This window comes from Eudoraea adriatica DSM 19308 (assembly GCF_000382125.1).
In the GTDB taxonomy this organism is placed as follows: domain Bacteria; phylum Bacteroidota; class Bacteroidia; order Flavobacteriales; family Flavobacteriaceae; genus Eudoraea; species Eudoraea adriatica.
The window spans coordinates 126,044-142,266 of the sequence record NZ_KB907547.1; the positions used below are offsets into that span (position 1 = coordinate 126,044).

The 16,223-nt window shown below is 39.3% G+C and carries 11 protein-coding genes; 4 read left to right on the forward strand and 7 right to left on the reverse strand.

The window, feature by feature from the left end; all coding sequences use genetic code 11:
• The first annotated feature begins 19 nt into the window (after positions 1-19).
• Complete coding sequence (locus tag G504_RS0104185) at positions 20-406, forward strand: DUF983 domain-containing protein (protein ID WP_019668887.1); 387 nt, start codon at positions 20-22, stop codon at positions 404-406.
• Here G504_RS0104185 and G504_RS0104190 read toward each other — a convergent pair.
• The 7 genes from G504_RS0104190 to topA form a co-directional block, all read right to left on the reverse strand.
• A complete protein-coding gene (locus tag G504_RS0104190; protein ID WP_019668888.1) occupies positions 403-1,458 on the reverse strand; it encodes an NAD(P)/FAD-dependent oxidoreductase in 1,056 nt (351 codons plus the stop codon). The two genes, G504_RS0104185 and G504_RS0104190, sit on opposite strands and share 4 nt — an antisense overlap.
• A gap of 79 nt (positions 1,459-1,537) precedes the next feature.
• On the reverse strand, positions 1,538-2,440 hold the full coding sequence (gene porN / locus G504_RS0104195; RefSeq protein WP_019668889.1) for a type IX secretion system ring subunit PorN/GldN: 903 nt from the start codon (positions 2,438-2,440) through the stop codon (positions 1,538-1,540).
• A gap of 22 nt (positions 2,441-2,462) precedes the next feature.
• Positions 2,463-4,031, reverse strand: coding sequence for a type IX secretion system motor protein PorM/GldM (gene porM / locus G504_RS0104200; RefSeq protein WP_026348386.1), 1,569 nt, complete (start codon positions 4,029-4,031; stop codon positions 2,463-2,465).
• Between the two features lie 54 nt (positions 4,032-4,085).
• Positions 4,086-4,733: a type IX secretion system motor protein PorL/GldL gene (gene porL, locus G504_RS0104205; protein ID WP_019668891.1), complete on the reverse strand. Its 648-nt coding sequence runs from the start codon at positions 4,731-4,733 to the stop codon at positions 4,086-4,088.
• Between the two features lie 77 nt (positions 4,734-4,810).
• A complete protein-coding gene (gene porK / locus G504_RS0104210) occupies positions 4,811-6,166 on the reverse strand; it encodes a T9SS ring complex lipoprotein PorK/GldK (RefSeq protein ID WP_019668892.1) in 1,356 nt (451 codons plus the stop codon).
• 116 nt (positions 6,167-6,282) lie between these two features.
• Positions 6,283-7,440, reverse strand: a complete 1,158-nt coding sequence (locus G504_RS0104215; RefSeq protein WP_026348387.1) for a formimidoylglutamase — start codon at positions 7,438-7,440, stop codon at positions 6,283-6,285.
• Positions 7,441-7,453: 13 nt separating this feature from the next.
• Positions 7,454-9,928 (reverse strand): type I DNA topoisomerase, encoded by a 2,475-nt coding sequence (gene topA, locus G504_RS0104220; protein ID WP_019668894.1) that lies wholly within the window; start codon positions 9,926-9,928, stop codon positions 7,454-7,456.
• 193 nt (positions 9,929-10,121) lie between these two features.
• Here topA and G504_RS0104225 point away from each other — a divergent pair, with 193 nt between their 5' ends.
• From G504_RS0104225 to G504_RS0104235, 3 genes are all read left to right on the forward strand, one after another.
• Positions 10,122-13,265 carry a WD40/YVTN/BNR-like repeat-containing protein gene (locus G504_RS0104225; RefSeq protein ID WP_040443860.1) on the forward strand — a complete coding sequence of 1,048 codons (3,144 nt, stop codon included), beginning with the start codon at positions 10,122-10,124 and terminating at the stop codon, positions 13,263-13,265.
• A gap of 188 nt (positions 13,266-13,453) precedes the next feature.
• Positions 13,454-14,899 (forward strand): tRNA (N6-isopentenyl adenosine(37)-C2)-methylthiotransferase MiaB, encoded by a 1,446-nt coding sequence (miaB, locus tag G504_RS0104230; protein WP_019668896.1) that lies wholly within the window; start codon positions 13,454-13,456, stop codon positions 14,897-14,899.
• A 2-nt stretch (positions 14,900-14,901) separates the two neighbouring features.
• Entirely contained in the window at positions 14,902-16,185 is a 1,284-nt protein-coding gene (locus tag G504_RS0104235; RefSeq protein ID WP_019668897.1) for a sigma-54 interaction domain-containing protein, read from the forward strand.
• Positions 16,186-16,223: the final 38 nt, after the last annotated feature.

Genomic DNA, 16,223 nt, shown 5'->3' on the forward strand with positions numbered 1-16,223 from the left:
TTTACCTAAACTTTTGCAAATGTTAAAAAAAGGAAACAAACTCTACAGTATTTTAACAGGAAGTTGTCCAAGATGCCACCAGGAAAGTATGTATATAGATCCTAACCCTTATCATCTGGGCTCCCTTTTTAAAATGTATACCCGGTGCGCACATTGTAATACAAAGTACAAAATTGAGCCTTCCTTTTTCTATGGAGCAATGTATGTAAGCTATGCTGTTGGAATAGCATTTGCGGTAGCGGTCTTTGTTATTGCTTTTTTAATTATTGGCATTGGTTTATTAAATACATTTATTGCAATAGTGGTTACAATGGTTGTCTTTTTGCCATTTATTATAAGGCTTTCCAGAAATATTTGGATCAACATCTTTATAAAATATGACCCGGCAACTGCCCGCATAGATTAAACTTCTATGTAGTCCTTATCATATCTCGAAATATCCATTTCAGGGTCTATAACCCTGCCATTTTCTATGAATTCAAGTAACTGGCGCGAAGCATAGGGTGCTATCATGACCCCTCTTGATCCAAAACCATTTAACAAGTACATATGGTTATAAACGGGGTGCTTGCCTACCAAAGGCCTTCTGTCGGCTACAGCAGGCCTTATTCCGGCCACATGGTTTACTATTTTATAATCGCAGTTTAAAAAGGTATCCAGCTTAGCTTTCAGTTCCCGTCTGGCTTCTAAGGTTGGTTCATTCGATTTATCCTTCCATTTGTAGGTAGCTCCTATTCTGTAAAGGTTATTCCCAACAGGAATAATAAAAACAGAGGATTTAATAACGCGCTCTTCTTTAAGAAGCGGGGCATTTATTGTTAAAAGCTCTCCTTTTGTGCCATTAAGCGGCAAATAATTGAAATACTTATTGCTTTTTAATCCATAGCCCGTAGCAAAAACAATTCTTTTGGCTTTTATGGTTCTATAAGAGAAGTAGTCGGTTCCTATCTTTAATTCATCAAAGTTGAAAGTTTCCGGGTCTAAAAGTTTCTTTTTGGACAAATAACCGGAATAGGCTTTTGCCAAAACCTTTGTATCTACTCTTCCGGTATGCAGGACCTCACCAAAGCCAAATGGTGCCTTAATACATGGATTATTATTATCCAGAAGTTTTGTAGAAAGATATGGCTGTAATTTTTTTTTGTCGGCGGCCTCAAACCATAAATTCTGTTCCTCTACAGAGGCGAAAATCCTTAAGACAGGAACCTTATAATCCAATGTTATTTTTAGTTTATCTTCCAGGTTTTTGTAAAAAGGCAGAATCATTTTCAATTGTTCATCTGCTTTCCAGGCAAGACTAAATCTTTTTAAGAGTACCGGATTATACAATCCTCCCGCAATATTCGAAGAGGTCTGTGAGTCATCATTAATTACACTGAATGTTCTGCCCTGCTGTTCGAGCCTTTCACAAAAAGCTATTCCGGCCAGGCCAAGACCTACTATTAAGTAATCTACCATAGTGTAAAATTAAAAAACGCTGCACCAATTGGTGCAGCGTTTTTTAATTTATATCTGAATTGGAATTCAAAAAATATTTCTAGTATGCCCACATATCCTGTTCCCTGTCTCGTATTGCTTCTTTAATACGATCTGCTTCAAGCAACTGGAACAGTGCATTATCGGCTATATAATCATTAATTACACGATCTCCCTGAACATTGTCCTCTCTATAGATAAGACCATTAAAACGTCTTGCATTCAATAACATATCAAAAGATATTGGCTGCGCTGAGTTTTGTTGGTTAAAAACCTTGGCTTTGTGTAATATCTCTCTGGCACTAGGATACCAAACCCAAAAAAGTTCAACTTTATTATCATTGGGATCCATAGATTCATCATCTATAAAGTTAACATCGGGAGCTACCGGGGCAATGCCCAACAGTCGATATTTTAATTCGCCCTGCCGCTTATCAAAATACCATATCCCTTTGATACGATACTCTTCAATATCAGCTGCAGTAAGTTCCCTTTGATTAATGTATTCGGGAGAAAGCTGCTCGCCGGCATTGATTTGCTCATACCCAAGATCTGTGGTATCTACTTTTTTCAATGTAGCTTCCAGGTCACTCAAACTCCTTTTTTCAGTAAAATAAGAATCTACATATACGTCAGTAAGCTTACCGTTTTTAATGTTCTTCATAAAAACATCATACAACGACCTTCTGTCCGCACCAATATCTATGGTGTCAAGCGGATAGTACAGTGGGAAATTTACTCTTTCATCAAGATCAATTACCTCCCATACGGTCTTGGACCAAAGGATATCCCTGTCATCTACGTAGCCGTATGGCAGCGGAGCATCATTATCCGCTGCTATTTGCGCTTCTGTCTTTTTACCAATTTCCTCTGGCAGTTTGGCATTTAATATATTAGCCTGTGCCATCATTGATATTGGTAGCAGCGCTACAGCTCCAGCAATTAAAACATTCTTCCAATTCATAAAATAAAAATTTATACTATTCTTAGTTTGTAATCTCCACAATAACCGGAGATACCTTCTTCAGTTTATAGCTTTTGTTATTCGTGATATAAGCTTGAATATCAAATACCTGAACAGCATCGCCTCTTTTTGCTCTTTGCAGGGCAGATTTAGCTCTATTATCCAATTTGTTGCCATTGACACTTACAGTGGGCTGACCCGGCACTTTGAATTTAAATCCGCTAATAGCCAGATTCAGGTCAAAATCGAAGTCTTCAAGCAATGCACCAATTGTTGCAATTTCAAGGTTTCTTCTAGGCATTTTTGCACTACCGGTTTCTCCTCTGATAGATCCGGATGGTCTTGGAATATCCTTGATCCTGAACTCAGATTTTGAGGAAACACGTTGTCCGTCAGGTAAGGTACCTGAGGCCGTTATTGTTACAGTCCTTCCTGTTCCGGGGTTCATGACATACTTGCTGCCTTCTCTCTTCTTGAGACCAGGTGCAGATGCACTAACCTTGTTATTTGGAATTCCGGGTATCGAAATCGACATTGGATTAGAAACTCCGCGATAAACCACATTCATCTTGTCTGCGGCAATTAATGCGGCATTAGGTTTTGTGATCGTTGCAAAAGTTTGAGAAACAGGAACTTCTGTTCTCTCACCATCCTGAATAAATACCAGATTACCGGCAATCTTATGGTCTCCGGGAGCTCCGGCACTAACTAAAAGTTTTACCTGACCATTATCGATCTCATAATCCTTTCCTTCGCTAAGTTTTCTGCCATCTAATGTAAGATTAACTTCATTTGGCCTAGTTGTAGCATCTTTACGACCTAATACAACTGCCCCTGCGAACTTCTCACCAGCATAAAAGGCTGATTTTTCCTGCTCTAAGAGCGTAGTATAATTAGTCATAGATACTTCACTGGTCAACTGACCTTCCAGCATAGACTTTAAAGCATCCTGCTCTGTAGCCTTAACATCAGCTTGTATCTGTGTTATCTTCGTTAAAGAAGCAACCACCGGAAAACCTTCGAAATGATAGTTTATCCAATCCTGTTTCGTACCATCTCTCTTCTCAACTTTGCCGTTAGCATCACCAGTTTCAAATCTGGTTTGAACAGAAGCCTTCACTTCACTCATGCCTTCCGGTAAAGTAGCTGAAATTTGTGTACGATAATCCGTAATCCTTTTTAAGAATTCTTTACCTTCCGGAGCCAGGTTATCCCCCTGAAAAAATTTCTGATCTAAATAATCAGATTTATCCATAACCTGATAATCTTTAGGATCTTTTATCTCGGTTAACATTTTTCCTTTAAGGGCTTCCAGATAATCATAATACTCCTGGGACAATTCCTTAATTTTTCTGGCATCTTCCAGTAGCGGACCAAATTTTTCCGCATTTTCCGATGCTTTAGTTTCTAAACCATTTAAGAACGCTAGATTGTTCTCAGTGGTTTTTGCGTTAGAAGCTTCCAGCTTTTCGTTCATAAGACCGAATGCCGCCAGAACTTCCTTACTCATATTTAACGCCAGCATTGCGATGAAGATCAAATACATTAAGTTGATCATCTTCTGACGTGGTGACAATTTTCCTCCTGCCATGTTTTCTAATTAGTTTTTGATTAAAATTTTGATTTGGGTTTACTAATACACTAATTAGTTTTTACTCATTGCAGATAACATACCTCCGTATACTCCATTTAAGGAAGAAAGATTGGAAGCAAGAGATTCCATTTGATCTTTAAGGGCACTTGCATTTTGGACAACTTCTTCGTTAACAGAAGCTTGTCTGCTGGCGCTTTCCAATTGTACTTTATATAAGCTATTTAAAGACTCCATTTGAGACGCTGCCTCTACCATTTCATCAGAATATTTCTTGGTAGACTCCATTGCATCCACTGAAGGAGCAATTCCTTTTGCAGCACCTTCGAAATTACGAATGCTTTCTCCAAGGCTTTCCATAAGGTTAGCATCAATGTTGGCTTCTTTTAAAAGCTCATCTAATTTTCTGGACAAAATTCCTTCTGCCTCTTTTGCATCCTGAACATCATTTTTACTTCCAGACATGCCGCCTGTTAATTCTGGATATACCAGAGACCAATCGTATTCATCATCTACCGGTTCAAATGCACTAATTGCAAAAATAAGTGCTTCAGTAATAAGACCTACTGCGAGTAGAAGTCCACCTGTAAGAGGTCCAAATTCCCAGTGCAGGATTTTAAACAACGCACCAATGATAACCACTGACGCTCCAAGCCCATAGGCCATGTTAAATAGTTTCTTTGTTGATTTTGACTGTGCCATAATTCTAAATTTAATTTAAGTTTAATGTTAAAAATAAGTATTTGGTTTATTGTTTGATTTATTTATGTACGTAAAAACTACTGTGTTGAGTCTTCTTCTCCCATATAATCTTGAACGGTTCTGAAACCGATATAACTTCTGGCAGAATCTCTGTACTCATAATCTCTGGTACTTACCTGTAGGAAATAAGCAACATCTTTCCAGGAGCCTCCACGTATAACTTTTCTTTTGTTTTCATAATCCCCGCCATTCGGATTCATGGTAGATACGTAATCGTAAGAATTTGGGTCATAGCTGGAATTGGTCCATTCAGAAACATTTCCTGCCATATTGTAAAGATTGTAGTCATTTGGCTCATAGGACTTTGCTTCTACAGTATATAAAGCTGCATCCGCTGCGTAATCACCTCGCTGTGGTTTAAAGTTTGCCATAAAGCAACCTGTATCACTGATCACGTAAGGACCACCCCAGGGATAGGTTCCACTTTCGATCCCACCTCTGGCTGCATATTCCCATTCAGCTTCCGTAGGCAATCTGAATCCATTAACAAACTGTTTGCCTCTGCTTCTCTGATCGTCATTTTTAAATTTCGTCCTCCAGTTACAAAAGGCCTGGGCCTGTTGCCAGGAAACACCAACTACCGGATAATCACTATAGGCATCATGCCAGAAATAGTCATTGTGCATTGGTTCGTTGTAGGAATACTGAAAGTCTCTTATCCAAACAGTTGTATCCGGATATATCTCCAATTCCTCATGCTTTATAAAATCCTTTCTTCTGGCATCTCTCGAACGCGCTGCAGCTTCGATGTCCATCCAGCTGTATTTATATTTCAGCTTAGTAACATCTATTGTGCGCTGCCCGTTATACGATTCCTCTTCCGGAATATATATTGAATCCATTATTTCTGTGTAGTATTCATCCGGGTATTCCGAAGTATCCCAGATTAAATCCTCATCTCTGTTTAATCCTCTCCCTTCATATCCGGTCTCACCCATGCCGGAATAATTATCCAGCATATATTTATCATAGGTAGACATATTAGTGGTGTCCGCATCTTTAAATGCATAATCACCAATGCCTCCGTCTTCCGGACCCATCCCCAGTTCGTCAGCCAGGATTGCCAACTTTGTTCTTACAATGGAATCTTTCACCCATTCTACAAATTGACGATATTCGCTGTTGGTTATTTCCGTATCATCCATATAAAAAGATCGTACGGTAACAGTTTTGGTTGGAGCGTTCAGAACTTTTGCCATGTCTTCCTCACTTTTACCCATGATAAATGATCCCCGGGGGATCAGTTCCATTCCATAAGGTTTTTCCGGATACCACTTTTTACCCTGGACTCCGACTAGTTCTCCTTTTGTTTTAGACCCACAGCTTGTGAGCAAAAAAACAAACGCTATAGATAATAACAATAGCTTCTTCATACTTTAGGTTAAATTTCGATTAAGACTATAAACAGTATTCACAATTATTATTCTCTAAAACTGCATTTTGAATAATTTATTGTATAAAACAGTCTATCCTTTAAAATAAATTAATGTTAGTTAAAACCTTTCTTATAGGCCTTGAACCACCTTTCGGGAATATTTTGATTACATGCGTCTAAATAGTCCTGTTCAGTGCATGGTAATAACGCAGGTGAATTTATTTTAGTATGTGAAGATAAAATTGATGGAATCTCGACCCACCATCTTTCGGTAAGCAAACTTTTGTAAAAAATCAATTGCTCCGTTTCAGTGGGTACATTAAACTTATTGAAGTCTTTGCTTTTAGCACTCGGTATTTCTTTTATTCTGTAGTTATATCCCTCTATAAAATACCATATAATTTGCGAAATTAATTGAATAGAATGGGGAGTATTCTCGCTTTCATATATTCCAAATATTGCAACATTGTCGCTCATACCGGCATACCTGGCTATTGCACAAATTTCTCTTCCGTTAAATCCATTTGGTGAAAAATTCTTTGACCCACCTATCTCTCCGGCTTTAATTGCCCGGGCATCCAGGCTTACAATATGTGCGTTCCGCAATACGGGTTCTGCCAATGAAATGTCTGATGTTATTTCTCCCAACCGGTATGCATCAAAAAACAAACGGTCCATAAGATCTATTTCTTCCTGGGCATTAAAATAACTTTGATAACCAATATTTGAAAAGTTAAATAGATTGTTAGGCTTATCTGTAATTATTTTACTCATATAGGAATGTGAAGAAATGAGCTCCTCATCTGCACCGAAATCGAACCTGCTGTCTATCGACACCAGATTTACCATATCCTTAATTTTATCAAAGGCCCTGTATGTAGGGTAAGTAATATCCTGGGTGGCCCCTATTATTATAGGAATAACATTTTCTTCAAGTAATTCGGCTACAATTTCCTTTACTACAAAATAAGTATCCTCCACCGATTCTCCTTCTTCTACATCACCAAGGTCTACTAAAACTGAATTCCAATTGCCCATCATAAGCTTGTAAAGCTGAATTCTGATCTCAGTCGTATCCAAACGCTCCGATTTCTTTTCAAATGCATTTCTGGACTCCAGAACGCCCATCAGGGCAAAAGAGGCATTAGCTAAAACTGGTAAACCATTTTTCTCAGTATGCTTATTAATATTTCTGCCAAGTGATTGTTGTGGTAAAAGTTCACAATGCGCCAGGGCCATATCATCTACAGGAAGCAAAAAATCGAATGCCATATATATGCTAATCTTAGGTTTTCTTGGTCTTTTTTGAAGGTTTTTTCTTTTCAAGCAATGCCTGTGCATCTTCCAGCGAGATTTTGGCAGCATCTACATCTTTGGAAAGTTCTACCTTCATTTTTCCTTTAATAATGCTATGCCTTCCCCATCGCGCCTTTTCAATCCGGATGCCCTCATCGGCCCATTCCCTGACAAGCTTTTCTGCCTCTTTTTGTTTTTTAGCTTCTATCAACTCAACTATATCAGCCTGGGTAAGATTGTCAAAATCATACTTTTTATTCACATTTATGAACATCCCATCCCATTTGATAAAAGGTCCGAAACGGCCTTTGCCTTTGATGACATCTTTATTCTCATAAACCGCAATAGGAGCATCTGCTTTTTGTTTTTCGCGAATCAATTCAATCGCCCTTTCTAAATCGACATCAAAAGCACTTTCCCCTTTATCCAGTGAAACGAATTTTTTTCCGTATCTGACATAAGGACCAAATCTGCCTACATTGGCCTCTACTTCTTCACCTTCAAATACCCCTAATTTTCTGGGTAATTGAAAAAGCTCCATGGCCTCTTCGTAGGTAATCGTATTAAGCGATTGTTCCGGGAGCAAGCTGGCAAATAATGGTTTGTCCTCTTCCTCAACGGTACCAATTTGAACCATAGGACCAAATCGTCCCAAACGAACCGCTACCTGTCTTCCGGATTTAGGATCTGTGCCCAGGACACGTTCTCCGCTGGCGCGGAGGGCGTTCTCTTCTACATCGAGTACTTGGGGGTGGAAATCCTCATAAAAGTCTTTCAATACCTTTTGCCAATCTTCCCTGCCTTCGGCAATTTCGTCAAAATCTTCCTCCACTTTGGCTGTAAAGTTATAGTCAAGAATATGCGCAAAATTATCTACCAAAAAATCATTGACGATAATCCCAATATCTGTTGGAACAAGCTTTCCTTTATCAGAACCAATTAATTCGGATAGTGATTTTTCCTCAATTTTATCTGACTCCAATATAAGTTGCGAATACTTTCTTTCCTCACCTTCAATACTGCCCTTTTCTACATAACCCCTATTTTGAATAGTAGATATTGTTGGTGCATAGGTAGAAGGTCTTCCTATACCCAGTTCCTCTAATTTCTTTACCAGTGTAGCTTCTGTATATCTGTAAGGAGGCCTTGTAAAGCGTTCCGTTGCCGTTATATAATTATAGTTCAGGTGATCACCAATTTTCATTGCAGGAAGCAGTCCTTCCTGTTCTTCAGCTATGTCCTCTTCGTCCTTACCTTCAAGATATACTTTTAAAAACCCATCAAATTTAATTACTTCTCCATTCGCGGTAAATTGCTCCTGATAGGAGTTGGTCTTTATTTTTACATTTGTCCGTTCCAATTCTGCATCGCTCATTTGTGAGGCAAGTGTGCGCTTCCAAATCAATTCATACAATTTTGCCTGATCTCTCTCCAATGAAGGAGATTGTAAATTCATATCCGTGGGGCGTATGGCCTCATGCGCTTCCTGAGCACCTTTAGATTTACCTTTGTAATTTCTGACTTTACTGTATTTCTCACCATAATTCTTAATGATGGTGTCCTTAGCCGCTCCTATGGCTTCCCCGGATAAATTTACACTATCCGTCCTCATATAGGTAATAAGACCAGCTTCATATAAGCGCTGGGCAACCTGCATGGTTCTTGCTACTGAAAAATACAATTTCCTGGATGCCTCCTGTTGTAATGTAGAGGTCGTAAACGGGGCCGCCGGGGATTTTTTAGCAAGTTTTTTATCCAGAGCGGAAACAGAAAATACAGCGCCGGCATTTTTATTCAAAAATGCGAGGGCCTCATCCTTTGTTTCAAAGTTCTTTAAGAGTTTTGCGCCAAATACACTGCCATTCTCCGTTTTAAATTCCGCCACTACCTTATAGGAAGCTTCCGGGTTAAAAGCATCGATTTCGCGTTCCCTTTCAACAATTAATCGAACAGCTACAGATTGAACCCTCCCTGCGGATAAGCCGGGTTTAATTTTTTTCCAAAGAACAGGAGATAACTCATATCCAACCAACCTATCCAGAACTCTTCTCGCCTGCTGGGCGTTAACAAGGTTATAATTTATTTCTCTGGGGTTTTCAATTGCCTTTTGGATAGCCGACTTGGTAATGGAATTAAATACAATCCGTTTAGTTCTGGATCGATCAAGGTTCAATGTCTCTGCCAAATGCCAGGAAATAGCTTCTCCTTCGCGGTCTTCATCACTTGCCAGCCATATGGTCTCTGCTTTTTTAGCGAGGTCCTTCAACTTTTTTACAACAGGCTTCTTCTCCTGGTCGACAATATATTTCGGTTTAAAATCATTCTCAACATCAACTCCTAATTCCTTGGAAGGAAGATCTGCTATATGTCCAAAGCTAGACTCAACTTTAAAATCTTTTCCCAGAAATTTTTCTATTGTTTTAGCCTTTGCAGGCGACTCTACGATTACTAAATTCTTAGCCATTCATCAGTTTTTGAAAAAACAAAAGTATATGAAATTTTTTATTCTAGCTGATAAGATCGCAAATCCAAGTCCTTAGCAAGTTCAAAGTATTAGTTATTTAGCGCCTTTTATTATGTATTTAGGATTTGTTTTTAATTGGCAAAAAGAAATAAAAAATATGTTATTTTTATCCAAATCGCTAACCCAACATATTATGCTTCACAAAATCTTTAAACTGGTTTTTATCCTTTTTCTAATTATTCCTATAACTTCAAATTCGCAAAGAAAAACTAAAGACAATAACTCTGCTATATATAATGAAGCCCTTTACAAAAGCATAGAATGGAGATTAGTAGGTCCGTTCCGGGGTGGCAGGGCCGGAACCGTAACAGGTGTAAAGGATAATGATTTGCTTTACTATATGGGAACTGCCGGTGGTGGCGTTTGGAAAACTACCGATGCAGGAAGCACATGGGAATGTATTTCTGATGGTTTTTTTGGGGGCTCCATAGGGGCCGTTGCCGTTTCAGAATCTGATCCTAATGTAATCTATGTAGGGGAAGGGGAACAAACGCTGCGAGGAAATGTTTCTTCCGGAAACGGGATTTGGAAAAGTGTAGATACCGGAGAGACATGGAAATTTATTGGCCTGGAAGGTTCCGAACACATTGCCAGAATACGGATTCACCCTACCAATCCCGATATTGTTTATGTTGCAGCCATCGGAAATCTATGGATTCCCAATAAGACCAGAGGAGTTTACAAAAGTCTTGACGGCGGTTCTTCCTGGGAAAGGATTCTTTATATAAGTGATAAAGCTGGAGCTGGTGATCTCATTATGGATCCTAATAATCCCAGAATTCTATACGCCTCAACATGGGAAATGAAGAGAAATGGTTATAGAATGGACAGCGGCGGACCAGATAGCAAACTATATAAAAGCACTGATAGTGGTATTACATGGACGGATATTTCAGAGTATGATGGGCTTCCTTCAGGACCCTGGGGTATTGTGGGCATTACCGTATCACCTGTAGATTCCAATAGAGTCTGGGCAATAATAGAAGCAGAAGATGGCGGGCTTTTCAGATCTGATGATGCAGGAAAAACCTGGAAAAAAATCAACGAAAACAGAGCGCTTAGGCAGAGAGCCTGGTACTATAGCAGAATTTATGCAGATACCCAGGATAAGGATAAGGTTTATGTAATGAACGTAAGTTATGGTGTGTCTGCGGATGGCGGCAAAACTTTTACCTTGAAAAATGCCCCTCACGGTGATCATCATGATTTATGGATAGACCCCACAAATAATCAGAGGATGATTATTGCGGATGACGGCGGGGCTCAGGTATCAAATGATGGGGGAACCAATTGGACAACCTATCACAATCAGCCTACCGCACAATTCTACCGGGTTACCACAGATAATGTTTTTCCATATAGAATCTATGGGGCGCAACAAGACAACTCTACTGTTAGAATCTCCCACAGGAGCTCCGGTAACAGTATCGGTGAAAAAGATTGGGAGCCCACAGCGGGTGGCGAGAGTGCGCATTTAGCTGTTGATCCAAAAAACAATGACATAGTCTATGGCGGCACCTACAAAGGATATATGATGCGATTGGACCATACATTAGATCAGACAAGGTCTACCAATGTCTGGCCGGATAACCCCGCGGGCTCGGGAGTAGAAATTATGAAATATCGTTTTAATTGGAATTATCCTGTTATGTTCAGCATGCATGACAAAAATCGCTTATATGCCGGATCGAATTTTTTGCACATTTCTACGAACGAAGGACAATCCTGGGAGATAATCTCTCCAGATTTGACCAGGGGTCTGCCGGAGACTATAAAATCCTCCGGAGGACCCATTACACAAGATAATACCGGGGCAGAGTTTTATTCTAATATTTTTGCGATCGCAGAATCATCCTTAGAGAAAGGGGTTATTTATATAGGGAGCGATGACGGCCTGGTACATATTACCAAAGATGACGGGAAAACATGGAAGAATATAACCCCCCCATCTCAACTATCACCTAAATTAAATATGATTAATTGTATAGAACCAAGTCCCTTCAAAGAAGGTGTTGCCTATTTGGCTGCGACGTCCTATAAGTTTGGCGACTATACCCCTTACCTTTATAAGACCATTAATTATGGAGAGAGTTGGACACTTATTACCAATGGGATAAAGAACAATCATTATACAAGAGCTATCAGGTCTGACAAAGTTAGGGAAGGCTTATTATATGCAGGTACCGAATGGGGAATGTACATTTCATTTGATGATGGACAGCATTGGTCTTCATTTAACCTTAATCTTCCGGTGACCTCAATAAGAGATTTAGCGGTTCGGGATAACGATCTTATTGCTGCCACACATGGAAGAAGTTTTTGGATGATTGATGATCTGACCCCCTTACATCAGCTCACCGAAGAAATGGCTAAAAGTGATTTTTATCTTTATAAGCCTGATATTACTTACAGAACGCAACAGTCCTCCAGCAGGAGCAAACCCAACCTGAAGTTGGTAGGTGAAAACCATCCTGATGGCGCCATTATAAATTACTATATAAAAGACAGAAAAGAAACAGATACCATTGCCCTTGAAATTTTGGATGCTAAAGGCGCATTAATTCAAAAGTATAACACAACCTCCAAAGCGGACAAACAGGATCCGTCAGCAACAAAACCACTAACAGTTGTAACAGGAGGCAATCGCTTTATCTGGGATTTAAGGTATCCGGGCTTCAAAACCTTTGAAGGAATGGTTTTGTACTCTTCTCCGAATACAGGCCCAAAAGCAGTGCCGGGCACTTATAAGGTAAGACTTACCTATAATGGGATAGCGTCTGAAAAGGAATTTACAATTGTAAAAGATCCAAGGCTCCCAAACACAGAGGCCGATTTTAAAAATCAATTTGATTTCCTCATAAAAGTAAGAGACCAGGTCAGCAGAGCCAACCAGGCAATTATTGATATCCGCTCTGTAAAAAAGGATATGGATTACTTAAAGAAAAAAGTTACAACCGATGAGGAGTTCAAAAAACTTTTAGACGAATTTGAAGCCAGGTTAAACCAGGTTGAAAACAGGATTCACATGACAAAAAACCAAAGCAGGCAGGATCCATTAAATTATGGCATAAGAATAAACAACCGCATGGCTTTTCTGATGTCAGATTCTCAAAGAGGGGATTACCCTCCAACGGATCAGGCACTTGCTTTTTTCGAGGATATTAAAAAGGAATTGGATATAGAGATTAACAGCTTAAACAGTTTGTTTGAGGCTTATATAAATAAAATTAATAGTCAGGTATTAGATAGACAGATTAAAATGATTTCTACCAATTAATACTTATTTAGAGTATCACTTAACTGTTATTCCGCCTTCAAGCTATCTGAATTTAATTCTAATTCAGATAAACAGATGTTTTATGGTGCTATAAACATTGACAAATAATTAACTGTCAATTTGTCACTAGTATGCAGAATGTGTTATCTTTGCAGACTGTTTGAGATACCTCTGGAAGAGACCATAGCATGGAGAAAATTATTGAAGAAAAAAATCAGGGCACTGCACTTACACTGGAAAAAGACCAGAAAAACACCCGTAATTTATATATAGAAAGTTACGGTTGTCAGATGAATTTTTCAGACAGTGAAATAGTTGCTTCCATCCTGGCGCAAGAAGGATTTAATACCACGAACTCTTTGGAAGAGGCCGATCTTGTTTTGGTAAACACATGTTCCATTCGGGAAAAAGCAGAGCAGACAGTCAGAAAAAGGCTGGAAAAGTTCAATGCAGTTAAGAAGACCAGGCCCCACATCAGAGTAGGGGTTTTGGGATGTATGGCAGAAAGGCTGAAGAGTAAATTATTGGAAGAGGAACGCATTGTGGATATGGTGGTTGGCCCTGATGCCTATAAGGACCTGCCTAACCTAATCCGTGAAATAGATGAGGGAAGGAATGCAGTCAATGTAATACTTTCCAAAGATGAGACCTACGGAGATGTAGCACCTGTGCGATTAAATTCAAACGGGGTAACCGCTTTTGTTTCCATAACCCGTGGCTGCGATAATATGTGCACTTTTTGTGTAGTACCATTTACCAGGGGTCGGGAACGAAGCAGGGATCCGCAGTCGATTGTGCATGAAGTGAATGAACTCTGGGAAAAGGGATATAGGGAGGTAACCCTGTTAGGACAGAACGTTGATAGTTATTTGTGGTATGGCGGGGGGCTTAAAAAAGATTTCGATGCAGCCTCAGCTATACAGAAAGCCACGGCTGTAAATTTTTCCAATTTATTGGCTTTAGTTGCCGAAGCCCAACCCAGGATGAGGATTCGTTTTTCTACCTCAAACCCTCAGGATATGACTCTTGATGTTATTGAAACTATGGCCAGGTTCAAAAATATCTGTAATTATATCCACCTGCCTGTTCAGAGTGGCAGCGACAGAATATTAAAGGCCATGAACAGATTACATACCAGGGAAGAATATTTTGAATTAATAAATAACATCAGAAAGATTATCCCGGACTGCGCTATAAGTCAGGATATAATTACGGGTTTTCCAACCGAAACGGAGGAAGACCACCAGGATACTTTGTCTTTAATGGAATACGTTAAATATGACTTTGGGTTTATGTTTGCCTATTCTGAACGACCGGGTACTTTGGCAGCAAGAAAACTCATGGATAATATCCCGGAGGAAGCAAAGAAAAGAAGGTTAAGTGAGGTCATTGATTTGCAATTAAAGCATAGTTTACAGAGAACAAAAGAACATTTAGGCAAGATTGAAGAAGTCCTCATTGAAGGAACATCAAAAAAATCTGAATTACAATGGATGGGACGAAATTCTCAAAATACGGTAGTGGTTTTTCCCAAAGAGAACTATGCTGTAGGAGAATTTGTAATGGTGCGAATAGAAGATTGTACCTCAGCTACTTTAATGGGCAAGGCGGTTGGCTATTCTGAAAATAATTAAGTATGGAAAGCGTACAGGCAATAAAACAACGTTTTGAGATTATTGGCAATGATCCAAAGCTTAATCGTGCACTGGAAAAGGCCATACAGGTTGCTCCTACAGACATTTCTGTTTTGGTTACCGGTGAAAGCGGGGTTGGTAAAGAGGCGGTGCCAAAAATTATTCACTCTTTATCTCATAGAAAACACGCAAAATATATAGCTGTAAATTGCGGTGCCATCCCGGAAGGCACAATAGATAGTGAACTATTTGGCCATGAAAAAGGAGCTTTTACCGGTGCAACGCAAACCAGAAGAGGTTATTTTGAAGTTGCCGATGGCGGCACTATATTTTTGGATGAAGTAGCCGAACTTCCGCTTACAACACAAGTACGACTGCTCAGAATTCTGGAAAACGGAGAGTTCATGAAAGTGGGATCTTCCCAGGTTCAAAAAACAAATGTTCGTATTGTGGCCGCCACTAATATGGATATGACAGAAGCCATCAAAGGAGGTAAATTCAGGGAAGATTTATTCTACAGGCTAAGTACAGTAGAAATTCATATTCCCCCTTTAAGAGAGCGAAGTGAGGATATCCATTTGTTATTCAGAAAATTTGCCTCTGATTTTGGTCAGAAATATAAAATGCCCACAATAAGGCTTCAGGATGACGCCATACAATTACTTACAAAATACAGATGGCCCGGAAATATCAGGCAATTAAGAAATGTTGCCGAACAAATCTCTGTGCTGGAATCAGAAAGAAATATAAGTTTGGCAACATTGAATGGTTATTTGCCGCATGCAAACGATTCTAATCTTCCGGCCGTAATTGCACGAGGGAAAAAGGAAAATGACTTCAGCAATGAAAGAGAGATACTTTACAAGGTGTTGTTTGATATGAAAGCAGATTTGAACGATCTGAAAAAACTTACCTTGAAAATGTTGCAGAACAATGATTCCTCGAAGGTACAGGAGGAAAATGAAAATTTGATACGAAAAATATATGGCACTAACGGTGAGGATATTGAGGATGTTGAGGATATTAAAGAAGAAAAGACCCGGGCCATGAAAGCTTTGCCACTTCCTGAGGCCAGAATAGAATCGAGCCCCGAAGTAGTGAAGGAAGACAAATACCATTTTGCGGAGGAAATTGAAGAAGAAGAAACACTTTCTTTACAGGAAAAGGAAATTGAACTAATACGGAAATCCCTGGATAGAAACAGAGGAAAACGAAAGGCAGCTGCTGCAGAATTAGGGATTTCAGAAAGAACGCTTTACAGAAAAATCAAACAATACGATTTATAACCATATATTTAGTTAATTAGTCAACTCTTTGAACTTTA

Bases quoted from the DNA above. Each gene is read 5' to 3' on its own strand.
- G504_RS0104185 (WP_019668887.1), top strand. From the start codon at position 20: ATGTTAAAAAAAGGAAACAAACTCTACAGTATTTTAACAGGAAGTTGT.
- G504_RS0104190 (WP_019668888.1), bottom strand. From the start codon at position 1,458: ATGGTAGATTACTTAATAGTAGGTCTTGGCCTGGCCGGAATAGCTTTT.
- porN (WP_019668889.1), bottom strand. From the start codon at position 2,440: ATGAATTGGAAGAATGTTTTAATTGCTGGAGCTGTAGCGCTGCTACCA.
- porM (WP_026348386.1), bottom strand. From the start codon at position 4,031: ATGGCAGGAGGAAAATTGTCACCACGTCAGAAGATGATCAACTTAATG.
- porL (WP_019668891.1), bottom strand. From the start codon at position 4,733: ATGGCACAGTCAAAATCAACAAAGAAACTATTTAACATGGCCTATGGG.
- porK (WP_019668892.1), bottom strand. From the start codon at position 6,166: ATGAAGAAGCTATTGTTATTATCTATAGCGTTTGTTTTTTTGCTCACA.
- G504_RS0104215 (WP_026348387.1), bottom strand. From the start codon at position 7,440: ATGGCATTCGATTTTTTGCTTCCTGTAGATGATATGGCCCTGGCGCAT.
- topA (WP_019668894.1), bottom strand. From the start codon at position 9,928: ATGGCTAAGAATTTAGTAATCGTAGAGTCGCCTGCAAAGGCTAAAACA.
- G504_RS0104225 (WP_040443860.1), top strand. From the start codon at position 10,122: ATGCTTCACAAAATCTTTAAACTGGTTTTTATCCTTTTTCTAATTATT.
- miaB (WP_019668896.1), top strand. From the start codon at position 13,454: ATGGAGAAAATTATTGAAGAAAAAAATCAGGGCACTGCACTTACACTG.
- G504_RS0104235 (WP_019668897.1), top strand. From the start codon at position 14,902: ATGGAAAGCGTACAGGCAATAAAACAACGTTTTGAGATTATTGGCAAT.